The sequence below is a fragment of the uncultured Ruegeria sp. genome, assembly GCF_947497005.1.
In the GTDB taxonomy this organism is placed as follows: Bacteria; Pseudomonadota; Alphaproteobacteria; order Rhodobacterales; family Rhodobacteraceae; genus Ruegeria.
In genome coordinates, this window is record NZ_CANMFF010000009.1 from 69907 (window position 1) to 92973 (window position 23067).

The window sequence follows — 23067 nt, forward strand, 5'->3', positions numbered from 1 at the left end:
CATGTCCGAACCTGCCGACCTCGTAGCCGAGATCGAAGCGCTGGAAAACAAGCTGCAAGAGGCCAAGGCCTCGATCACCCGCCGCTTCATCGGGCAGGAGAGGGTCGTGGACCTGACCTTGACCGCGCTATTGTGCGGCGGCCATGCACTGCTGATCGGTCTACCGGGTCTGGGCAAGACGCGTCTGGTCGAGACCCTGTCAACAGTGATGGGATTGCATGGCAACCGCATTCAGTTCACACCTGATTTGATGCCTGCTGACATTCTTGGCTCTGAAGTATTGGACACTGCAGACGATGGCAGCCGCCATTTCCGGTTCATTCCCGGTCCCATCTTCTGCCAGTTGCTGATGGCGGACGAGATCAACCGGGCAAGCCCGCGGACACAGTCAGCACTGCTGCAGGCCATGCAAGAGCGAACAGTGACCGTGGCCGGCGAAGACCGGTCGTTGGGCACGCCGTTTCATGTGTTGGCCACGCAAAACCCGATTGAACAGGAAGGTACCTATCCGCTGCCCGAAGCTCAGCTTGACCGTTTTCTGGTGCAGATCGATGTTGAATACCCCGACCGTCAGACCGAACGGGATATTTTGCTGGCCACGACCGGCGTTGAAGAAGACGAAGCACATCAGATTTTCAGCAAGGAAGAGCTGCTGGCAGCGCAGGTCCTGTTGCGCCGGATGCCAGTTGGGGATTCCGTCGTTGAACTGATCCTTGATCTGGTACGAGCCTTCCGCCCCGAAGAAACTGGTGTATCCGAACGGGTTACCGAAACTGTCGCGTGGGGGCCGGGCCCCCGTGCAGCGCAGGCGCTTATGATGACAGTGCGGGCGCGTGCGATGTTGCAAGGACGTCTGGCACCCAATGCCGAGGATGTTCTGGATATGGCACGCCCGGTACTCAGCCACAGGATGGCGCTGAACTTTGCGGCGCGAGCCCGCGGTGACAGCCTTGCACAGCTGATCGAGTCGACAGCAGTTGGGCTGATCCGGACTGAGGCAGCGGCGTGAATGCCGCGCTGACCCTTCGCGAAAGATCCGAGACCGAGGCATCACGGTTGCCGCCCCTTCTGGCGCGGGCCGAGCATCTGGCCGGAACCGTTCTGCTGGGCGATCACGGGCGGCGCCGGTCCGGGATGGGCGATGATTTCTGGCAATACCGCCCCGCTCAGATCGGTGACAGCCGCCGCATGATCGACCATCGCCGATCAGCGCGTGGGGATCAGCAATTTGTACGCGAACGGGAATGGCAGATCGCGCAATCGGTGATGCTCTGGGTCGATCAGGGCGCGTCAATGCGCTTTGCATCCGACAAATCGCTGCCCACCAAGGCGGATCGCGTCCGGCTTTTGGGGTTGGCAACGTCAATCTTGCTGGTCCGAGGTGGCGAGCGTGTTGGCCTGACAGGCACAACCTTGCCGCCCCGGCGCGGCAATGCGCAGATCATCCGGCTGGCGCAGGCCTGGTCCGAGGATGATCAGACCGATTACGCCCCGCCAGAACACCGTGCCATGATCCCTCATGCCCGCGCTGTGTTTATCTCTGATTTTCTTGGTCCCATGGACGAAGTTGAACTTGCCTTGACCAAAGCCGCCGACCGGGGCGTGCGCGGCGTAGTCCTGCAGGTGCTGGACCCGGGCGAAGAGTCGTTTCCCTACCGTGGCCGGACAATATTCGAAAGCGTCGGCGGTTCTGTCCGGCATGAAACGCTCAAGGCTGCAGAGTTGCGGGACCGTTATCTGGAACGTCTTGCGCGCCGCAAGGATGTATTGACGCAGCTTTGCCGTGCGACGGGCTGGCAATTGGGTCTGCATCACACGGGTGATAGCGCACAGACGGCTCTGTTATGGCTCTATCGGGCGCTGGATGGGGGAACACGATGACGGTTCTGGCGGGCATCGGGTTTACTGCACCCTGGGTTTTGCTGGGTCTTTTAACCCTGCCGATCCTGTGGCTGATCCTGCGCGCAGTACCGCCAGCGCCGATCCGCCGGATGTTCCCGGCGGTGACACTTCTGTTGGGTCTCAAGGATGATGAAAGCGTTTCGGACCGCACGCCGTGGTGGTTATTGTTGCTACGGATGCTGGCGGCGGCGGCGATAATCATCGGATTGGCAGGGCCGGTTCTAAACCCGTCAAGAGATGAGACTGGAACAGGGCCGCTGCTGTTGGTGCTGGACGCAAGTTGGGCTGGGGCCACGCGCTGGGCGGCCACAGTTGACCAGATCGACACACAATTGACCGAGGCCGGGCGCGCGGGCCGCACAGTTGCCATTCTGCGCCTGACAGAGCCGGAAACTCCTGTTTTCCAGGCGGCAGAGGCGTGGCGCGGGCGTTTGCCGGGGCTGACTCCGAACCCATGGCAACCGACTGATGAGCAGATCGTTCAGACAATCGCAGCGCTGGAGATCGTCGACGGAGGGTTTGATACCCATTGGTTTAGCGACCGGTTGGACTATGTTCAGCATGCTTCACTGGTCACTGCCTTGCAGGCGCGCGGTGATGTCACGGTTTATCAGGCGGCATCCCGACCCGTTGGGATCCTGCCTGCGGCCTATCAGGATGGGCTGATCCAACTGACAGTACAGCGCGCGGGGCCCGGCCCTGAAGAACAGGTGACGGTTTTGGCGCAAGGGCGCGATCCTGCGGGCACGGCGCGGGTGCTGCATTCCATAGAATTGTCCCTTGAAGCAGGGGAAACAACAGCGCAGATCGATCTGGCGCTGCCCTCTGAACTTCGGGCTCGGATCACGCGGTTCGAAATCCAGGGCCAGAAATCCGCCGGGGCTGTGACTCTGACTGATGATAGCTTGCGTCGGCGCGAGGTTGCGCTGATTGCAGGAACCTTGAACCGCGAAGGGCTGGAGTTGTTGTCGCCCCTACATTACCTGACGCAAGTCCTGATCCCGACCGCTGATTTTGTCGACGGCGGATTGCTTGAGGTTCTGCCCGCCAATCCGGATGTGATCGTCCTGTCGGACGTGGCGCAGATGTCGGAACCGGAAGAGGCGGCGTTGATCGAATGGGTCGAACAAGGTGGTTTATTGCTGCGTTTTGCCGGTCCACGCATGGCCGCCAGTGATCTGGGGCGGGACAGCGAAGACACATTGTTACCAGCGCGTCTGCGCAGCGGCGGACGATCTGTCGGCGGCGCGATGAGCTGGGGCGAGGCCAAGACGCTGGCTCCGTTCCCTGAAAATTCTCCGTTCTACGGATTGGACATTCCGGATGATGTGGTTGTTTCGACACAAGTCATGGCTCAACCAGACCCTAAACTGGCGGATCGTGTGATTGCTTCACTGTCTGACGGCACACCTTTGGTTACCCGCAAAGCGTTGGGGTTGGGGCAGGTGGTATTGTTCCATGTCACTGCGGATGCGGATTGGTCCAGCCTGCCGCTGTCAGGTTTGTTTGTTGAGATGCTGGATCGTCTCGCCGTGGCTTCCGCTGCGAAATCCCGGCAAGAGGAACAATTGCAGGGAACCACATGGGAACCGGTGCAGATCATGGACGGGTTTGGCACGCTGTCGGATGCCGGCACTCTGGTTGGTGTGGACGGCGTGCAATTGATCTCGGGACAGATTGGCCCAGACTTACGTCCCGGTCTGTATGAAAGCGGCAAACAGAAACTGGCGCTGAATGTGGTTTCTGAGGATACCGAGCTGCGACCGGTGGTCTGGCCTGCAAATGTGCCGATCAAGGGGCAGGAGGCCAGCACTGAAACGCCACTTGGTGGCCTGTTGCTCAGCCTGGCTCTGATTTTTTTGACGATCGATGTGGTCGCATCTTTGTCTTTGTCCGGCAGATTGGGTCTGGCGCGAGCTGCGGCTGCTGCTCTGGCCGCCTTTTTGCTGGTCCCCGAGGTTCAGGCGCAGACGCCTGAAGACACTGAGTTCGCCTTGGCGGCAACACATGAACTTGTGTTGGCGCATGTGCTGACAGGTGACACACAGGTAGACGACATCGCACAAGCCGGGCTTCGCGGATTGGCCCAGACCCTGTTCTATCGCACCTCGGTTGAGCCTGCGGAACCTATCGGTGTGGATCTTGAACGTGATGAGCTGGCTTTTTTTCCGCTGCTTTACTGGCCTATTGCACCAAGCCAGCCGCAACCGTCGGCTGAGGCTTACGTCAAGCTAAATGCTTATCTGCGTTCGGGCGGAATGATCCTGTTTGACACGCGCGATGCGGACATCGCTGGCTTCGGTGCGTCCAGCCCGAATGGCCGCAAGTTGCAGCAACTGGCCGGACCACTGAATATCCCTGCGTTAGAGCCGATTCCACGCGATCACGTCCTGACCAGAACCTTCTATTTGCTACAGGATTTTCCGGGTCGTTATTCCGGTACCGAAGTTTGGGTCGAAGCCGCTGCACTGGATGCGGAACAGATCGAAGGGATGCCATTCCGTAACCTCAATGACAATGTGACACCCGTGGTCATCGGAGGCAATGACTGGGCCGGGGCATGGGCCGTGGATCGAAACGGCCAGGCTCTGCTGCCGGTCGGGCGCGGATATGCGGGGGAACGGCAACGCGAACTGGCCAATCGTTTTGGTGTCAATCTAGTGATGCATGTGCTGACCGGGAATTACAAATCCGATCAGGTCCACGTGCCCGCCCTTTTGGACAGGTTGGGACAATGACAGGAACCGTCATATTCGATCCGTTGATCCCGTGGCCGGTCTTGGTTGCCGTGTGTGCAATTGCTTTGGCTGGGGTGGTACTGGCCCTGTGGCGCGGCTTGTCTGGTTGGGCCTTGCGGGGAATGGCGGCTCTGGTCGTCGTCGCGGCCCTGTCCGGCCCTGTCTATCAAGCCGAGGATCGCGCACCGCTGACAGATATCGTCTTGATGATTGTGGATGAAAGCGCCAGCCAGACACTCTCGGACCGGACCGAGCAAACCGCTCGGGCGGCTGAAGATCTGGCAGCCGAGATTGAGGCGCGTGACAATACGGAACTGCGCCGCGTTCGGGTCGGCGACAGTGATGGGGATGAGGGCACCCGGGTCATGGCCGCCCTGAATGAGGCATTGGCTGAAGAACCGCGCGCGCGTATCGCGGGCATTCTGGTGGTGTCGGATGGGATCGTGCACGATGTCGATCAGGCCCCTGACCTGCCCGCGCCGATGCACCTGCTACAATCCGGGCAGAGCAGCGATTGGGACCGCAGGTTGATTGTCCGAAATGCGCCTGCCTTTGCCATAATCGGCGAATCTGTGACTTTGACCCTGCGCGTGGAAGACAGTGGAGCGGCCCCTACGGGCGCAGTTACTGCTCCGATTGAGATTTCGGTGGATGGTGGCGAACCCGAGCAACTGAATATTCCAATCGGTCGGGACGTCGAACTTCCCATCACGTTGCCCCATGGCGGACGCAACGTAATCCAGTTTTCAGTGCCTCAGGCCGACGGCGAGTTGACCGACCGCAACAACACCGCGTTGATCCAGATGAACGGCGTCCGGGATCGTTTGCGCGTGTTGTTGGTCTCGGGCGAGCCGCATCCGGGCGGACGCACATGGCGTAACCTGTTGAAATCTGACAGTTCGGTCGATCTGGTGCATTTCACCATCCTGCGCCCGCCCGAGAAACAGGACGGTGTGCCGGTCGATGAATTGTCGTTGATCGCTTTCCCGACCCGCGAGTTGTTTCTGGAAAAGATCAACGATTTCGACCTGATCATCTTTGACCGCTATAAGCGGCGCGGCATCCTGCCTGCGATCTATCTGGACAACGTTACCAGTTACATCAACGACGGGGGCGCAGTTCTGATTGCAGCGGGTCCCGATTTCGCAAGTGCTGACAGCATCTTCCGGTCTCCACTTGCGCCGATTCTGCCGGCCCAGCCCTCGGCACGGGTGTTCGAAGAGCGCTATGTGCCGATGGTCAGCGAATTGGGGCAGCGGCATCCGGTGACAACCAACCTCGGGGATTCCGAGGATTGGGGGGCGTGGTTGCGTCAGATCGACGTAAATCATCGCACGGGTGAGGTGTTGATGACGGGCATTGATGATCGTCCGCTGCTGGTTCTGGACCGCGTCGGTGAAGGGCGCGTTGCTATGCTGGCGTCCGACCACGCCTGGTTGTGGAGTCGCGGCTTTGAAGGCGGTGGCCCGCAGTTGGAACTGCTGCGCAGGCTGGCCCATTGGATGATGAAGGAACCCGAACTGGAAGAAGAGGCGCTGTGGGCCGAGGCCAACGGTCAGTCCATGCGCATCATTCGTCAGACCCTTGAAGATGAAGTGGGCCCTGTGACGGTAACACGCCCAAATGGTGAGACATTGGAGATCACTTTGGATGAGGTCTCTCCGGGTCGGTTCGAAGCGCAGTATTTTGGTCCCGAGATCGGGTTGTACCGGTTGCAGGAAGGGGAGCACATGGCCGTGATTGGTCTGGGTCCCGCCGCGCCCAAAGAGTTTGAACGCACGATCGCGACCGGCGATGTCCTCGAACCGGTTCTGGCCAGTATGCGCGGGGGTGTAATCCGACTGGAGGATGGGCTGCCGTCGATCCGCAACGTGCGCGTTGGACGCCCGGCGGCAGGTCGGGGCTGGATCGGTCTGACCCCGCGCAATGCGTATGAAACACGGGATGTCACGCAGGCCGGTCTGCTGCCTCCATGGCTTGTTCTGCTGTTGGCAGGAGGTTTCCTGTTGGGCGGTTGGCTGCGTGAAGGGCGGCGTTAATCAATCCTGATTGTTGCCCGGTCGGAAAGACCATGCGAATCTACTACAACAAGCGATGTGAAACCTACCCCCGGATTGGGGATTTCGAACTCTCGTTGCAGCTGACCAGTGAGCACGGGCACACCATCCGCCAGTATTGAAAATGGCCCGACGCCTCCGCGAAGTTTGACTGTCAGTGGCGCACCAAACATCTCTAACACGGCGTTATTCGGTGGAAATAACAAGTCCGGTGCAGAAGAGTCACTCTCAAAAGCTGCCGCGCGGGGGCGGAAACGCTGCAATGGTTGAGGCAATTGAGCCGCGCCCACTAACAAGGTCGAGGGCGGCGGTGGGCGCAACGGTGTCAGTTCGGGTTTCAGAAACCCGAAAGCTTCGGTCAGAAGCGGCGCGGCAAGGTCGCCGCCGAATGCGCCGGGAACAGGTGTTCCGTCGGCTCGGCCCAGCCAGACCCCAATGACGTGCTGCCCGTCGAAGCCTATGGCCCACGCATCGCGGTGGCCATAAGATGTTCCTGTCTTGAATGCGAGAGCCCCTGTCGCACCGCCTGTGGGCTGTGAAAGTCCGGCCAGAATATCCGCAATCTGCCAGGCAGAGGTCTCTGACAGAACACGCTTGGTCTGCCGCGCATCCGCCAGCATGTCATGATGCAGGATCGGACCTTGCCCGCCGGCTGCCAGTGTAACGTAGATCTGGACCAGATCGTGCAGGCTCAACCCCACACCACCCAAAGAGATCGCCAATCCGGGGGTGCCCCCATTCAAACGCGGTTTTGATCCGGCTGCGCGCATTGCCGCCATCACACGGGAGGGACCCAACTCATTCGTCAGGCGCACAACAGGGATGTTCAGCGACAATTGCAACGCATCCCGCACCCGCACATCGCCACGGAACGCGCCATCAAAATTGAGTGGGGCGTACCGGCCGAACATCACGGGGCTATCGCTGATCAGGGTCTCGGGATGGGCAAGCCCCTGATCGAATGCCAGCCCGTAGACCAGAGGTTTCAGGGTCGACCCCGGGGATCGCAAGGCTTGGGTCATATCTACAAACCCCTGGCGGACATCCTGATACCCAGCAGACCCGACCGAGGCCAGAACCTTGCCGCTGCGATGGTCCGCCACAATCAAGGCCCCGGACACATGCGGACCGATTCGGGCGGCGGCTTGTGCCACCAAGGCCTCCAACCGGGATTGTAGCCCGGCGTCCAAAGTCAGATCATATGCACCGGCTGCAGGGGTCTGACGTTTCACGCGGTCGGTCAGATGTGGCGCAAGGCGCGGAAATGGTATCATCCTGTCAGGAATAATATCCGTCAAAGCCCAGTTTGTTTCAGCCTTGGTCAGGACGCCTTGGCGTTCAAGTCTGCGCAGAACCCGGTCACGGGCGGTTCTGGCTGCATCGGGATTGCGATCCGGGCGCCGAGCTTCCGGGGATTGCGGCAAAGCGACCAGCAAGGCTGCCTGTGCCGCAGTCAGCCGAGCTGCGTCTTTGCCAAACCATGCACGTGTTCCAGCGCGGAGTCCTTCGAGATTTCCGCCGTAAGGAGCGTGCGTCAGATAGAGGTTCAGAATCTGTCTCTTGCTGAGATGCCGCTCCAACGCCAATGCAACCCTAACTTGACGGGTTTTGCCACTCCAACGCCCGGTTGACCCGTCTTCAATCAAACGCGCGACCTGCATGGTCAGGGTCGACCCGCCCGACACTGCGCGCCCGTTCCAAAGGCTTTGCCCTGCGGCCCGCAACATCGCAATCGGGTCCACCCCGGAATGGGCCCAGAACCGTTTGTCCTCATATCGGACCAGCATGGCGGTGAAATTCGGATCAACCGCACCGGGCTGCATTCTCCAGATGCCATCCCCGACCGGAAACGTGCGCAAAAGCTCGCCATTCCGATCCCGCATCTCGACCGAAGTTTCCGCCAGAACGGGGGGCAGCGTGGTGGCATCGACCCAGCTGTCAACGCCGTCTCGTGCCAGTGCCGTCAGATAGAGGGCCCCTGCCAATGCAAACAACAGGCGAGACGGTCTAGGCATGACAACCACCCAAGCAGTGATATGGCGCGGTGCCTATCACTGAACCTCAACCCGACCGATTGCGGTTCGCGCGCGGTTCTGCGGCCGGTACATATCTTCAACCGAGGCCGCCGGGTGGTGGAACACCCCCGGTGTGACGGCACGGGCCACATAGGCCAGCGTCACGATTTCGCGCCCTGAAAGGTCAACCGCAGCAAGGAACCGGTCCGCGCGAAACTCGGTATGGGTGGCGTCAGACAGATCCAGCCAGTCGAGTGCCCGCACATCGCCCGAGCGCAGTAGGCTTGGGTTGTCGATCTCGATCCCGGCGGCAAGCGGATCGTCCACCATCAACCGTGCACCGCCGCTTTCGAACGGCGTTACTTTCAGAACCGTGACAAACCGCTCACCCACAGCAAAGCTGCGTGAGTCGATCGGATTGCCGTCCATCGCATAATACAACCGTTCGATCGCATAGCCGGTGCCGCCCGCCTCGGGCGGGATGTCCGGTATACCCGTGACGGTCAGGGTAACATCCGTCGCCTGACCGACAGCGGCAGTGATGTTGACCTCATCCGTCTGTCCGGATTGCAGAACTTGCACAAACGGGCCAGCAACCGGTGCGCCGTTGACCGTCAAGCCTGATCCGGTTGGATCAGAGACCAACGCATGCGCCGCCAGTAAGGACCACGTGGCCTCTTGCGTGGACAATGGCGTGTGGCCAGCGCTTACCCGTTGGATCAAAGCATTGCGGTCGATCGCTGCGCTGCCTGCATCCACGGCAAGAGTTAACAGACCCGCCGCATCACGCAGGTAGGTTCCGTAATCAGCACGCCAATAGGTCTGTTGCTCGTCCTGCTGCTGATCCAACATCCGCGCGGCGCGGCTGAACATCGCATCCGCCCGGGTCTGATCTCCGTAAGAGGCCAGGGCCGCGCCAAGTTGCGCCGCCGCCATTGGGGTGTCGAATGCATCCCCTTTGACATCCGCGTAGTAACGCAGATCGCCCATCGAAGCCGCGCCTTCCCTTGCCAGAACCATCAGTGCATATGCAATATCCTGACCGCCTTCGTCAAAATCGGGCGCGTAATTGACTCTGTTCCGCAGGTTGTCCATCGCCTGAGCAAAAGCGCGGTCCGGCACAGGATGTCCCTGAGCACGGGCACGGGACAGGAAGTCGGTCACATAGGCGTCCAGCCAGAAATCCCCGCTTCCTGCGCGCCACAGACCAAAGGCTCCGTTTGCGGCCTGACGGGTCAGGATGCTGCGGATTGAATCCGTGATGCGCTGATCCACCATCAGACCGTCCCCCAGCCCCGAGGCTTGTGCAATTGATGACAGGTACAGTAACGGCAGGGCTTTGCTGGTCATCTGTTCGGTGCAGCCATAGGGGTAACGGTTCAATTGATCCAGTAGACCGGGCGCGTCGAATTTTGCCAGAGCTCCGGCAGACAGAATGGCTTTGGCCGAGCCGGGCTGGAACCCGTCAAACACGTCTTGCGAGAACAGGAAGCTGTCGCCTGCGCCCAAAGCAAAACGCCGCGTCTGGGCAATCACCGGGTCGTTGGCCCGCACTGGCATCCGCAAGGTTTGTGACAGGTCGCGCCCATCGGGTGTGGTGATCGATACGCTGATTTCAGGATCGCCGATGACACTGGCCGTGATCGGGATCTCGAATACCGCCTTGCCGCCGTCGTCCAGCACAAAGCTGGTTGGTGCCGTGCCCAGTCTCAGGCCGCCCGATGCAGTCAGGCCAAGTGCCATTTCTCCGGGAGAGCCATCGGAGTGGACGATCTCCAGCAGCATCCGACTTTGATCACCGGGGGCCAGGAAACGCGGCAGGCTGGCGGTGACGACCACCGGGTCGCGGACGATCATCTCGGCCACGGCCTGTCCCACGGCATTGGGTGACCACGCAATGGCCATCAACCGGACGGTCCCGTTGAAGGCCGGCAGGGGGATGTCGATCTCCACCTCTCCATCCGCGCCCACCTCAACAGGGCCGCTGAACACGGCCATCAGGTCTTGTGTTGGCGGCGGAGACTGGCGGCGCATCCCGTTGTCGTTGTCGCCACCGGACCGAACCGTGCCCATGGCCCCGTTCATGCTGTCGATCAGACGCCCGTAGACATCCCTTAGATCAACACCCAGACGACGTTGCCCGAAATAGTATCCCTGCGGGTCCGGGCTTTCGAACCCTGTCAGGTTCAGGATGCCCACATCCACAGCGGCAAGCGTCAGCCAGACCGGATCACCATCTGAGGCATTTTCGACCCTAACCCGGGCTTTTTGCGTTTGTCGTGGCGAAGTAACCTCAGGCACATCTATGGCCACGGACAATTTGCGATCCGCTGGATCAATGGTGGCATGAGCCACGCCCATCGCACGCGCCGGATTTTGACCAGCCGCAACATCCATTGGGCGGATCACGGTGGCGGTGACATAGGCACCTGCACCCCAGTCTTGCGTAACCTCAATGGGAATCAAGGTTTCACCTTCCGGCACCTTCACCATATGGCGATGGATCACCCGGTTCGAAAGAACTTCGATCTGGGCGACACCGGCCATGCGCGGGACGATTCTCAGCTGCGCGGTGTCGCCTGCGCGATAGCTGTCACGATCCAGCGACAACTCCAGCCGGTCCGGCGTTGTCGAGGCGTCGGCGGCCTGATACCACCCGGCATTAAAGTCGACAGCAGTTTCGGTAAAAGTACCGTCGACACGCTGCACCACTAATTCATAGCGACCCCAATCCACAGGCTGTGTCAGGATCAGAGGGTCTGTAGCAACGTCCACTTCTCCGGTGGCGATCCGGGTGCGGTGCGTCGTCGGTTCCCAGTTCCAGTTGCCGTACAGCTGATACCATTGATATCGCGTTTCAACCTTGTTCAGCGTCCAGCGCAGGCGCATCGGGCTAGGGGTCAGATCAGAGGCAAGGCCAACGATCTGGAACGCGGCCTCGGCTCCTTCAGGAATGACCTCGTTGAACATGGGCTTGACACCGATCACAGGTTGCGGCGGCAGAACCGGAGCAGTCAGGCGACGTTCGACCGGACGGCCCGAGCCATCGGCCAGCCGCGTAATGATTGCGGCCTCAATCGGCTTTCCTTCTGTCTCTAACACAGGGATTTCAACGGCAACGTTGGCGCGACCCGCCGCGTCAGTTCGCGTATCGCCGAAATAGGTGCTCTTGACCGAGGTCTCTGCATCATAACGGCCAAAGCGATACCCTTCGTAGCCCGGGATGGTATCTGCTGGGCGCGCAACGACCTGACCGTCGATGCTCAAATCCGAACCCGGCGCACCGAAGAGATAGCGCGCGTCGATAGTTAACGGTGGGCTATCGCCGGGGCGCAGCGGCGCGTCCGGCAGGGTTAGATCAAAATCGATACGCTCAGGCAGGAAATCTTCCACCAGCACGGTCTGACGCGCCAGTGCATCTCCTTTGGGGTCGGACTTGATTTCAATCTTCCATGCTCCACGCGGTACATCTGTTGCAACGGGCAGGGCAAAGACATGCCCTCCGGCAATGCCGCCATCTGAGACAGACCGGCGGTATTCCACCCCGTCCGGGCGATACAGGATCGCGGTCAGCGGCAGGCGTTCAATAGCCTGAGCCTCACCATCGCGTGTAAGGGCGGTGAGGTGGATCACCTCCCCGGCCCGATACGCGCCTCGGTCCGTGGTCAGAAAAACATCGACCGGCCCCGCTGGCGCTCGGCCTTCGACGCCGCGATCCGACAGGTCAAAGGCGGGATCGGTCAGGGACAAAAAGCTGAAATCGCTGTCACCGGCGGCGGCCATCACCAAGGCGGGCGCACTGGCCCCTTTGCCGCGGGTCAAACCGGGATCGAATCTGGCATAGCCGGTTTCGTCGGTCCGCGCCGTTGCGATGACTGCGTTTGCGTTTGTGACCAGAGACACCTCGACGTCCCGACGCGGCGCAGCGTCGCTTAGACCGCGCACGGTCACGTGCAACCCATCGGTGCCAAATACAGTGCTTATTCCCAGATCAGACAGCACAAACCATTGCGTTGCACCGGGATCGTCATAGGGGTCGGCCCCTGGAACACGGGCTGTCAGCGCATAAATTCCGGCGGGTTGGTCGGAAATCGCCTCAGCCATTGGCAGACGTGCCGTCATGGATTGGTTCAACTGGTTCGAAACCTCTGCAGTGCCAGTCCAGATATCCTCGGCAATCTGATCCGAGAACTCTTCTTCTTGCCATTCGCTGAGCGGGCGACCAAAGAAGTCCTGCTGCACCGCACGCAACAGGTTGCGGTCACTGACCCTCCGCAGGATCAGATCCAGTTCGGTGACATTGACCGTTTCGATGGGCAAGGCTGCATCAGCAGATTTCGGAAGCACGTAGCTGCGCCCTGGAAACCGAACCGATGGTGTTCGGTCGCGCACGTAATGGGTCAGTTCGATGTTGCGGTTCAGCACTTCACCCGAGGCGGCAGGCAAACCTTCGCGCAGTGTCAGCCGATAGCGCTGCCCATGCGCAATTCCATCGACGCAGAGTTGTCTGTCTTCTGCCTGCACGACCAAACCGTCATCAGTGCGCTGAACAAATGGATCGTAGTCGACCCCTGCCTTGGCCAGCGGTTCCGAGAATTCGAAACAAATTCGTGGTGCAGCAGCGTCGCTCTCGACTGAGCTGTCCACAACGCGGAAGCCGTACTTTCCAATGGCATTGTCCAGTGCGGTCAGTACGTCCTCACGCGGCTGAACCTGCTCGGCCAGCCGAAGAACAGGGATCATGTCGCGCCCGCGCTCAACCTCTTCCAGAGCTTGTGCAAGTGTCATCAGGGCAACGATCTGGGTGCCGGGGGCATCGGCGCGCAGATAGCCATTGATCGCCGCACTCAGCGCGCGTTTACGTAGGTCGCGCCGCGCGTTCCAGCCCGAGGGATTCATGGCCAGCAGCAAACGTGCGTATTCCACCCACAAATCCGGTGCATCGCTGAGTGACACGGCAACACCGGTCCACTGCATCGCCTGTCGCGAATTGCCCGCGCTACGCGCCGCGCCCAGAACAGCCTGAACATCGTAACCGTCTGCCGGGTGCAGGAACCCCAAATCGCGGGCTTGTTTTGCCGCTTGATCCAGATCGGCAGCGCCAAGCATCTTCAATGCCTCAGCGCGCGTTTTGCCCAATGTTAGGGCCGGTTCTGTGCTTGATATCTTCTTCGCAGAAAAAGCCCCCTGATACGCCTCCTGCCGGGTGACGCCGGTTTTTGGAAAGCACGCGTGGGATCGGGTGTTAAAGGTGAACGCCGTACATTGCGCATTGGCAGAACAAGCCTGAATGCAGGATTTCAGATCGGTGTCGAACAGAGCATCCAGATCCGCGCCATAATAATCCGTGTCCCGCGTGGTGATATAGCGGAATTCTGGCACCGCATCCTGCGCCAGAACGACAGTGGGCAGGATCAGAAGTGAAAAGATGTAAGTTATTGAAATAAAAACAAAGCGGTGCATGGTGCCCTCCTCTTTGAGCTCAGCCTTGCATGGCGCGTGCCTGTTGCGCAACGGCTTAAACAGATTTTCATTCTCTGCCGCGATCCTGAGGTTTGAACGTCCTGGAATCGATTACCATGAGTCTTGCAAACAAACTGGCACAGGAACGGCGCGCGCGTTTGGCGGCCGAACGTATGCTTGCCCTGAAACAGGCCGAGCTTTCGGCGGCAAATCGAAAACTCGGCCAACATGCCATGGCGCTGACCAGACGTATTGGCGAAACGCAGGCCGAGGTTGAAACTGTTCGGGGCGAGAACGAAAAAGTCAAATCCGATCTCTCCGTCGCGCATGCCAAGATCGAGGTGGCCGAACGCCGTCTTTGGCATTCGATCCAGACCATTCAGGATGGATTTGCCTTCTTCGACGGCGGCGGTCGGCTGATCAGTGCAAACGCTGCGTATCTGAGCGTTTTTGAAGGCCTGGATGAGGTCGCGCCCGGGATATCGTATTTTCGTATTCTACAGTTGCTGACCTCGGAAGGTCTTGTGGATACAGGCGGCGAAACTGCTGGGCAATGGCAAACCAGAATGAAAGCGCGTTGGGGGCGCGCCAACCCACCTCCAATCGTCATGCAGCTTTGGAACGGTCATTACATCCGACTGATCGACCAGCGAGGCAGTGGCGGCGATGTCGTCAGTCTGGCGCTTAACATCACCGCGTCGGTTCGACACGAAGCTGAACTGAAGGCGGCGCGCGAACGGGCTGAAGCAGCCAACCGGGCCAAGTCCGCCTTCTTGGCCAATATGAGCCACGAAATCCGTACGCCAATGAATGGTATCGTCGGCATGACCGAATTGCTGGACGAATCCGCTCTGGACGAAGAACAGCGGTTATATGTGAACACAATCCGTAATTCGGGCGAGGCGTTACTGGTTATCATCAACGACGTGCTTGATTATTCCAAGATCGAGGCGGACAAACTGGTTCTGCATCCCGAACCGTTCGATCTGGAGCGGTGCATCCTTGAGGTCGCGATGCTGCTGCAACCCAGCGTTCGCGACAAGGGGCTCAGCTTGCTGGTGGATTACGACCTGTTCCTGCCTACTCTTTTCGTTGGCGATCCAGGCCGAATACGGCAGGTTCTGACCAATCTGGTTGGCAACGCGGTCAAGTTCACAGCGGACGGGCACGTGCTGGTCCGTGTTACCGGCGTCCCGCATTCACACACGCAAACCTGCGACGTTCATATTGCCATAGAGGACACTGGCATCGGCATCGATGCTGGGAAAGTCAGCCACATTTTCGGCGAATTCAATCAGGTCGAAGACGAGCAAAATCGCCAGTTTGAGGGTACAGGTCTGGGTCTTGCCATTACCAGACGCCTGATTACCATGATGGGTGGCTCGGTCTGGGTGGAAAGTGAATTGGGGGAAGGGTCCTGTTTCGGCTTTCGAGTATCGCTGCCCACGGCTGAAGGTCCTCAGCCCGAGCCTCCGAAACTGGCAGAATGTGTGAAGCATGTCATGGTGGTCGAGGATCTGGCTGTAAACCGGGCAATTCTTGCAAAACAACTTGGCCGTCTTGGCGCTGAAGTAACAGTTTGCACCTCCGGAACTGAAGCGCTGACAGAAATGAATGAATCGATCGAGCTGGTGCTCTGCGATCATGACTTGCCGGATATGGACGGGCTGGACCTTGCAGTCTCATTCAAAGACCGGGGCTGGAAAGATTTACCGATCGTCGTGATGTCCGCGAACCCCGCTTTGATTCACACTCACCCTGCGCGCGACCTGATCGACGGCGTTCTGCAGAAACCAATCCCCAGGGCCGAGTTGTATTGCAGGCTGATGGACCTCAAAGACCCTTCACTATCTGAGTGCCGTTCAACTCAACCTGAAACAGTCTCTAATAATGCTGAATCCGTGACCTTGGAAACAAAACGTATGAGGGTCCTTGCGGCAGAGGACAACCGCACCAATCAGTTGATCTTGAAAAAGATGGTTAAGGGCCTGCATCTCGACCTGAGATTTGCATCCAATGGGATGGAGGCCGTTGAAATATTTCAGGAGTTCAATCCGGATCTGATCTTTATGGATATATCCATGCCGAAGATGGACGGCAAACAGGCCACTTCAGAAATCCGCAGGCTCGAAATCGAGACAGGCCGTCATGTACCGATTGTTGCCCTGACAGCTCATGCCATGGCCGGAGACGATCAGGGTATTCTTTCGGCAGGGTTGGATCACTACATGACGAAACCTCTGCACAAAAACCTCATTCATCAGATGATTTTGCAACATCAACCCGATGGGGTATGCAATGTTGTGGACGATCATCTCGTCCAGGATCCTTCTTCATCTGGCTAAAAATACCTCGGGGAGCGCGAGGGGCTGGCCCCTCGCTCAGAGTCGCAAGCTACTGTTGTAGCTGTAAATACGTCGCTCAAAATGCCAAGATATCAGGCCGCATACGGCCGAACAAAGGCTGGTTTATCCTCTTCTGACAGATCAGGACGATATTCATAACCACCTGTGTCGAAATCCAGCAGAGCTTTGGGGTCGGTTAGTTGGTGCTGAATGATATAGCGGGCCATGGCACCGCGCGCCTTTTTGGCAAAAAAGCTTACGATCTTCGGGGTGCCATTCTTGTCTTCCATGAAGACCGGCGTGATGACGCGCAGTTTCAAGGCTTTCGGATCCACGGCACCGAAATACTCCTGACTGGCGCAGTTCACCAGAACGTCGCTATCGATCACGGTGCCTTGTGCGTTCAATGTTTTGCTCAACTGGTCGCGCCAGTATTCATAGAGGTTCTTCCCTCGTCGGGTTTTCAGCCTGCTGCCCATTTCCAATCTGTAGGGCTGTATCGCATCAAGTGGCCGCAAAACTCCATACAGGCCCGAGAGGATGCGCAGATGATCCTGCGCCCACGCCAATTCATCGTCATCCAACGATGCAGCTTCCAGCCCCTGATAGGTGTCACCCGCAAATGCAAGCGCAGCTGGTCGCGTTGCATCGAGCTCGGGCGTGTCTGAAAAAGCGCGATAGCGGTCGCGATTTAAGCGGGCCAGATCATCACTCAGATCCATCAGCTTCTTCAGATCGCCAAGGGTCAGATTGCGGGCTGTTTTAGACAGTCGGATCGCATCGTCCTGAAAATCGGGTTGCGTGACTTTTACATCCCGCTCTGCCCAGTCCAGCCGCTTGGCCGGGGAAATCACTACCAGCATACCTGCCCTCTTTTCTTACTTGCTCTGGCGTATCTAGCCCGCCTCACGCAGCACGTCCAGAAAGGCAGCGCCAAACCTTTCGTGACGACGGTCGCCCAGCACCTTCTCGACCCCGCGCGGGTCATCGGGGCGCATCTGCGCCACCTTTGCCAGTTGCGATGCTGAACAGGTCAGCGGTTTGTCGATTCCTTCAGATCCGCGGGACAATTGAGACTGAACTTCCAGCAACCGGTCATAAATTTCGCCCTGATCACGTCCGGCCAGTTTGCGACGTGCGGGATGTATGGCCTCAACGGCGCCCGCGACCACTTCAAGGAACGTATCGCCATAGCGCTCCAGCTTCTTGGCGCCGATACCACCAATGCGCGCCATGTCGTCCAACGTCATAGGGCGTTTTTCGGCCATTTCGATCAGGGTGCGATCGGGGAAAATGACATAGGCCGGGACCCGCGCGGATTCCGCCAAAGCGCGTCGCTTGGCCTTAAGTGCCGACAGCAGCGGAGCGTCCTCTTCGGATACCATGGCTTTCACCGCCGGGCGCCGGGTCGCCTTGCGCAACGAGTCCTTGCGCAGATTGATCTGTGCGTCCCCTTTCAGGATCGGTTTCGCTGCTTCGGTCATACGCAATGCGCCGTGGCGGTCGGAGTCGGGGCGCACCAGATCGTGCCCCATCATCTGGCGGAAGATGGCTTGCCACTGTGCACGCGACCACTCTTTGCCGATACCCCAGGTAGACAGGTTATCGTGACGGCGCGCGTGGGTTTTGTCGGTTTCAGTTGCCAGGAGAATGTCGATCAAATGACCCGACCCGAACCACTCCTCGGTGCGCAGAATTGCCGAAAGCGCCATGCGAACGGGCGTAGTGCCATCGAACACCTCGGGCGGTGTGTCGCACAGGTCGCACTTCCCGCAAGGCGCAGCCTTTTCTCCGAAATACCCCAACAGAGTCTGGCGGCGGCATTTCAGCGCCTCGGCCAAACCCAACAATGCGTTAAGCCGGGCGTGATCGGCCATACGGCGCTCGGGCGGTGCCAGCCCCTCATCGATCTGTGACCGTCGCAGGCGGATGTCATCGGGGCCGAACAGGGTCAAAGTTTCGGCGGGCCCGCCGTCACGCCCGGCGCGGCCGATCTCTTGATAATAGGCCTCGATCGATTTCGGCAGGTCCGCATGGGCGACCCAGCGGATATCCGGCTTGTCGATGCCCATGCCGAAAGCCACAGTCGCTACCACGATCAGCCCGTCCTCGCGCGCGAAACGAGATTCGACAATGCGGCGATCCTCGGCCTCCATCCCGCCGTGATAATGGCAGGCCTCGTGCTCATCGGCCCGCAGGGCTTGCGCCAGCACCTCGGTTTTGTTGCGGGTGCCGCAATAGACGATGCCGGATTGACCTTTGCGAGCGGCGGCGAAATCAAGGATTTGTTTGCGCGGCCCGTCCTTGGCGGTAAAGGCCAGATGAATGTTGGGCCGATCAAATCCCCGCAGGAACTTGCGGGGTTCGGTGCCATCGAACAGTTTCTCGACGATCTCTTCCCGTGTCTCGGCATCTGCCGTCGCCGTGAAAGCAGCCAGCGGAACGTCCAATGCACGCCGCAATTCTCCGATCCGCAGGTAATCCGGGCGGAAATCGTGACCCCATTGGCTTACGCAATGCGCCTCATCCACGGCAATCAGGCTGACATTGATCCGGCGCAGCATCCCCATCGCCGACCCGGCGGCCAGACGTTCAGGCGCCATGTAAAGCAATTTGAGCCGCCCGGCCTCCAGCGCCTCCCAAACGGCATCGGTTTCTTCGGGCGTATTGCCCGAGGTCAGCGCCCCGGCCTCAACTCCGGCCTCCTGCAGGCCGCGCACCTGATCGCGCATCAGGGCGATCAGCGGAGAGATCACCACCGTCACTCCGTCGCGCAAAAGTGCGGGCAATTGAAAACAAAGGGATTTACCGCCCCCGGTGGGCATGATGGCCAGCACGTTTTCGCCTGCGGTCACGGCGTCAACGATTTCTTCCTGACCAGGTCGGAAGTCGTCGAATCCAAAGACATCTCGCAGCAAGGGTGCGGCGTCGAACATATGCGGGGGCGCCCTGTTTTAAGGTTTAACTGCTCTTGAGACAGGACAATCACATACTAAGATTCGGTGAACAAGGGGTCAGTAGAAATAGGGCATGTTGTTTATCAGGACGATCCGCAACGCATAGACGCCGATCAGCACGACCAGAGGAGTCAGGTCCAGACCACCCATATTTGGCAAAACGCGCCGGATCGGGCCGTATAGAGGCTCCAGAATGCGGTTCAGGCCGTACCAGATTTGCGCGACCAGCTGTTGATGCAGGTTGAGCACCTGAAAGTTGATCAGCCAGCTCATGATCACATGGGCCAGAATGACGAACCAGACAATGTCCAGGATCAGCAGCAGGATTTGGATCAGTGACAGCATGGGTTCTCCGTATTCTTGTTGGCCGAGACCTAAGCACCAAAGCGATAAAGAGCAAGTGCCCGGAACTCAACGCTTGCGAATTGAATTAAAGCCTCGTCTTATAAACGCAACGATAAACAGAGGCAGAGATGGCAGAGATTTCCAAGCGCAGGCGCATCTGGGGCTGGTGGTTCTTTGACTGGGCTGGTCAGCCCTATCACACCCTGTTGGTCACGTTTGTCTTTGGTCCGTATTTCGCCGGAGTGGCGGCGGGCTATTACGCAAATACTGGGCTGGATGCCGAGGCCGCCGCCGCGCAAGCGCAGACCGTCTGGGCAAACTGCCTGACGATCACCGGGCTGATCATCGCGTTTGGTGCGCCACTGTTGGGGGCCATGGCGGATGTATCAGGGCGGCGCATCCCGTGGATCTTTGCGTTTTCGGCCATGTATGCGGTCGGTTCTGCTGCGCTTTGGTATACGATGCCCGACGGCTCGAACATGTGGCTGATGCTGTCAGCATTTGGTCTTGGTTTCGTGGGCGCGGAATATGCGCTGATCTTCATCAACTCACAGTTGCCCGATCTTGGCGATGACAGTGAAGTCGGAGAGATCTCAGGTTCCGGCTTTGCCTTTGGCTATTTTGGCGGGCTGATCTCGTTGATAATCATGCTCGCGCTGTTTGTCGAACAACCCAATGGCAGAACGTTGATCGGGATAGAGCCCGCCCTTGGTCTGGATGCCTCAACCCGGGAGGGTACGCGTTTTGTCGGTCCCTTCACGGCGGCTTGGTTCATTCTGTTCATGGTGCCCTATTTCTTGTGGGTCCGCGACGATGAGACAACGAACAAGAAGGGCAGTGTGCGTGAGGCACTGCAATTACTGGCGAAATCAGTGTCTAATCTGCGCCATCGCGTCAGCCTAGCCACATATCTTGGTTCGTCCATGTTCTACCGCGATGCGCTGAACGGCCTATACGGATTTGGTGGTGTTTACGCGCGGCTGGTATTGGAGTGGGACCTGATCAAGATCGGTATCTTCGGGATCGTCAGTGTTCTGGCTTCGGCTATTTTTGCATGGATCGGCGGGAAGGCGGACAAAAAATACGGTCCTAAACCGGTGATTTTGATGGCCATCTGGGTGCTGATCTTCGTCTGCATCACTGTCGTGTCGATGGACCGGACGCAGGTTTATGGCCTTTCCCTGCCCGAAGGGTCAAGCCTGCCCGACTTAGTCTTCTTTGGCTGCGGCGTGCTGATTGGCGGCATGGGCGGCATTCTGCAATCGTCCAGCCGCTCGATGATGGTGCGCCATACCGACCCCAAAACCCCGGTCGAAAGCTTCGGCCTCTATGGCCTGTCGGGGCGGGCGACCGCTTTTGCTGCGCCTTTGCTGATCGGAGTGGCAACAACTGTGACCGGAAGCGCGCGTCTGGGGGTGTCACCGATCATTCTGTTGTTTATTCTGGGGCTATTCCTGATGCGTTGGGTCAGACCTGAAGGGGATCAGAGCAGATGATTTTATTACGTTTTTTGACACTACTGGCAATCATGACGCTGGCGAACACGGCCGCAGCGCAGCCCTTGGCAAAACAGTTGTTCGGGGCACAGAAAGTAAACTCTCAACAAAAGGCAGCCGCTTTCGGCAGTTATTCGCGTGGATGTGCCGCCGGGTCGGTGCAATTACCGGAAACCGGGCCGACATGGCAGGCGATGAGGTTGTCCAGGAACCGCAATTGGGGGCATCCACAGGCGATTGATTACGTTCAGGACCTCAGCAAGTTTGCGGCGCGTCAAAAGGGATGGAATGGTCTCTATGTCGGGGATATCAGCCAGCCTCGGGGTGGGCCAATGACCTCGGGCCACCGCTCGCATCAATTGGGGCTGGATATCGATATCTGGATGCTTCCGGGCGATAACATGCGCCTGTCGCGTAAGGTGCGCGAGAATATCTCGTCTATCTCGCTGCGCCGCTCGAACGGCGCTTACGTCAACGGCAACTGGACCAAACAACACCATGCGGTTCTGCGTGAAGCCGCAAAAGACAAGCGCGTGGCGCGTATCTTCGTTTTCCCTGGTGCCAAGGTGCAAATGTGCAACGATGAAAAAGGCAACCGCGCTTACCTGCGCAAGATCAGACCCTGGTGGGGACACCATTACCATTTCCACGTGCGCTTGAAGTGTCCGAGAGGATCGAAAGGCTGCGTCAATCAGGATCAGCCGCCTAAAGGTGACGGTTGTGCCGAAGCCCGGCAATGGGTCCGCAACATCCTGAATCCGCCGCCGCCTGATCCGAACGCACCTGCGCCAAAGAAACGCCGGGAATATGTTCTGGCCGATTTGCCGAAACAATGCACCGCCGTTTTGCAATCAAACTGACCGCAGCGCTGATACTGGCCTCGGCGGCCTTGGGAGTGGATGTAAAGACAGCCACTCACCAAAGCAGTTTCGCATGGCGCCATCAGGCGGATTGGTTTGGCGGGTTTTCGGCGCTTCACATCTCGGACAACGGACGCCAGATGATTGCGCTCAGCGACCGGGCAAGGCTTGTGACCGCGCGCATTGAGCGGAGCGGGGGCGAGGTCGTCGGCATTCGCCTTCTTGGGAAATGGCCGGTTCTGTCCAGCAAAGGGCGCATCATGTCCGGGGGTGTCGGTGATTCAGAAGGGATAGCGGTGGCACCTGATGGTGGGTTCTATATCTCTTTCGAAGGGGTGCATCGTGTCGCCTATTATTCCGGACCGGGCAAAAAAGCGCGCGTATTGCCGCGCCCGCAGGCGTTTCAAAACCTCTCTGAAAACGGCTCCTTTGAAGGTCTGGCCATCGACGCAACCGGGCGGCTTTACACCATGCCGGAAAAAAACCGCACTGCCCAGGGGGACATTCCCGTCTATCGCTGGAATGGTCATAGCTGGTCGACCCCCTTTGCCCTGCCTCAACGTGGTTGGTTTAAGCCGGTCGCCGCTGATTTCGGTCCCGATGGACGGTTTTACATGCTGGAACGCAAGCTCTCAGCTATCGGATTTCGCTCGCGCCTGCGGCGATGGGATCTGACGGATGACTTGCCAAACACTGAGGAGATCCTGTTCGAAACCGGAACTGGTGCTCATGACAACCTCGAAGGTTTGTCGGTCTGGCGCGATGGACAGGGCCGTTTGCGGGCCACGATGATCTCGGATGACAACTTTCTGGCACTGCAACGGACCGAGCTGGTGGAATACCTGCTGCCCGATTGACACGAGGCAGATGAGGGTCTAAACGCACGGCT

The 23067-nt window shown here is 58.9% G+C and carries 13 protein-coding genes; 8 read left to right on the forward strand and 5 right to left on the reverse strand.

Annotated features, from left to right (window positions below; translation table 11 throughout):
• Position 1 precedes the first annotated feature (1 nt).
• The 4 genes from Q0816_RS14170 to Q0816_RS14185 are packed head-to-tail and all read left to right on the forward strand — an operon-like array spanning position 2 to position 6679.
• Positions 2-1009 carry a MoxR family ATPase gene (locus tag Q0816_RS14170; protein WP_298851677.1) on the forward strand — a complete coding sequence of 336 codons (1008 nt, stop codon included), beginning with the start codon at positions 2-4 and terminating at the stop codon, positions 1007-1009.
• Entirely contained in the window at positions 1006-1881 is an 876-nt protein-coding gene (locus Q0816_RS14175) for a DUF58 domain-containing protein (RefSeq protein WP_298851679.1), read from the forward strand. The genes Q0816_RS14170 and Q0816_RS14175 overlap by 4 nt, the downstream gene beginning before the upstream one ends.
• Positions 1878-4640: a DUF4159 domain-containing protein gene (locus tag Q0816_RS14180; RefSeq protein WP_298851681.1), complete on the forward strand. Its 2763-nt coding sequence runs from the start codon at positions 1878-1880 to the stop codon at positions 4638-4640. The genes Q0816_RS14175 and Q0816_RS14180 overlap by 4 nt, the downstream gene beginning before the upstream one ends.
• Positions 4637-6679 (forward strand): hypothetical protein, encoded by a 2043-nt coding sequence (locus Q0816_RS14185; RefSeq protein ID WP_298851683.1) that lies wholly within the window; start codon positions 4637-4639, stop codon positions 6677-6679. Before Q0816_RS14180 ends, Q0816_RS14185 begins: the two co-directional genes overlap by 4 nt.
• On the opposite strand, the gene pbpC is transcribed toward Q0816_RS14185, so the two are convergent.
• Both pbpC and Q0816_RS14195 read right to left on the reverse strand, forming a co-directional pair.
• Complete coding sequence (pbpC, locus tag Q0816_RS14190) at positions 6676-8712, reverse strand: penicillin-binding protein 1C (RefSeq protein ID WP_298851685.1); 2037 nt, start codon at positions 8710-8712, stop codon at positions 6676-6678. The genes Q0816_RS14185 and pbpC overlap by 4 nt on opposite strands.
• Positions 8713-8748: 36 nt before the next feature.
• Entirely contained in the window at positions 8749-14175 is a 5427-nt protein-coding gene (locus Q0816_RS14195; protein WP_298851687.1) for an alpha-2-macroglobulin family protein, read from the reverse strand.
• Positions 14176-14291: 116 nt separating this feature from the next.
• On the opposite strand from Q0816_RS14195, the gene Q0816_RS14200 reads away from it, so the two are divergent.
• Positions 14292-16520, forward strand: coding sequence for a response regulator (locus Q0816_RS14200; protein WP_298851690.1), 2229 nt, complete (start codon positions 14292-14294; stop codon positions 16518-16520).
• Between the two features lie 92 nt (positions 16521-16612).
• Here Q0816_RS14200 and yaaA read toward each other — a convergent pair whose 3' ends face one another.
• The 3 genes from yaaA to Q0816_RS14215 all read right to left on the reverse strand — a co-directional run bounded on the left by yaaA (position 16613) and on the right by Q0816_RS14215 (position 19822).
• A complete protein-coding gene (gene yaaA, locus Q0816_RS14205; RefSeq protein WP_298851693.1) occupies positions 16613-17383 on the reverse strand; it encodes a peroxide stress protein YaaA in 771 nt (256 codons plus the stop codon).
• 33 nt (positions 17384-17416) lie between these two features.
• Positions 17417-19456, reverse strand: coding sequence for a DNA helicase RecQ (gene recQ, locus Q0816_RS14210; protein WP_298851696.1), 2040 nt, complete (start codon positions 19454-19456; stop codon positions 17417-17419).
• Positions 19457-19534: 78 nt separating this feature from the next.
• Positions 19535-19822: a YggT family protein gene (locus Q0816_RS14215; RefSeq protein ID WP_298851698.1), complete on the reverse strand. Its 288-nt coding sequence runs from the start codon at positions 19820-19822 to the stop codon at positions 19535-19537.
• A gap of 128 nt (positions 19823-19950) precedes the next feature.
• Here Q0816_RS14215 and Q0816_RS14220 point away from each other — a divergent pair, with 128 nt between their 5' ends.
• Genes Q0816_RS14220 through Q0816_RS14230 form a run of 3 tightly spaced genes read left to right on the forward strand, consistent with a single transcriptional unit; the run spans position 19951 to position 23035 of the window.
• A complete protein-coding gene (locus Q0816_RS14220) occupies positions 19951-21318 on the forward strand; it encodes an MFS transporter (RefSeq protein ID WP_298851700.1) in 1368 nt (455 codons plus the stop codon).
• On the forward strand, positions 21315-22178 hold the full coding sequence (mepA, locus tag Q0816_RS14225) for a penicillin-insensitive murein endopeptidase (protein ID WP_298851702.1): 864 nt from the start codon (positions 21315-21317) through the stop codon (positions 22176-22178). The genes Q0816_RS14220 and mepA overlap by 4 nt, the downstream gene beginning before the upstream one ends.
• Complete coding sequence (locus Q0816_RS14230) at positions 22151-23035, forward strand: esterase-like activity of phytase family protein (protein WP_298851704.1); 885 nt, start codon at positions 22151-22153, stop codon at positions 23033-23035. The genes mepA and Q0816_RS14230 overlap by 28 nt, the downstream gene beginning before the upstream one ends.
• Positions 23036-23067: the final 32 nt, after the last annotated feature.

What these genes read in the sequence shown, in the direction of transcription:
- pbpC (WP_298851685.1), bottom strand. Translation starts at nt 8,712, where the DNA reads ATGCCTAGACCGTCTCGCCTGTTGTTTGCATTGGCAGGGGCCCTCTAT.
- Q0816_RS14170 (WP_298851677.1), top strand. Translation starts at nt 2, where the DNA reads ATGTCCGAACCTGCCGACCTCGTAGCCGAGATCGAAGCGCTGGAAAAC.
- Q0816_RS14180 (WP_298851681.1), top strand. Translation starts at nt 1,878, where the DNA reads ATGACGGTTCTGGCGGGCATCGGGTTTACTGCACCCTGGGTTTTGCTG.
- Q0816_RS14185 (WP_298851683.1), top strand. Translation starts at nt 4,637, where the DNA reads ATGACAGGAACCGTCATATTCGATCCGTTGATCCCGTGGCCGGTCTTG.
- Q0816_RS14230 (WP_298851704.1), top strand. Translation starts at nt 22,151, where the DNA reads ATGCACCGCCGTTTTGCAATCAAACTGACCGCAGCGCTGATACTGGCC.
- Q0816_RS14195 (WP_298851687.1), bottom strand. Translation starts at nt 14,175, where the DNA reads ATGCACCGCTTTGTTTTTATTTCAATAACTTACATCTTTTCACTTCTG.
- yaaA (WP_298851693.1), bottom strand. Translation starts at nt 17,383, where the DNA reads ATGCTGGTAGTGATTTCCCCGGCCAAGCGGCTGGACTGGGCAGAGCGG.
- Q0816_RS14215 (WP_298851698.1), bottom strand. Translation starts at nt 19,822, where the DNA reads ATGCTGTCACTGATCCAAATCCTGCTGCTGATCCTGGACATTGTCTGG.
- Q0816_RS14220 (WP_298851700.1), top strand. Translation starts at nt 19,951, where the DNA reads ATGGCAGAGATTTCCAAGCGCAGGCGCATCTGGGGCTGGTGGTTCTTT.
- mepA (WP_298851702.1), top strand. Translation starts at nt 21,315, where the DNA reads ATGATTTTATTACGTTTTTTGACACTACTGGCAATCATGACGCTGGCG.
- recQ (WP_298851696.1), bottom strand. Translation starts at nt 19,456, where the DNA reads ATGTTCGACGCCGCACCCTTGCTGCGAGATGTCTTTGGATTCGACGAC.
- Q0816_RS14200 (WP_298851690.1), top strand. Translation starts at nt 14,292, where the DNA reads ATGAGTCTTGCAAACAAACTGGCACAGGAACGGCGCGCGCGTTTGGCG.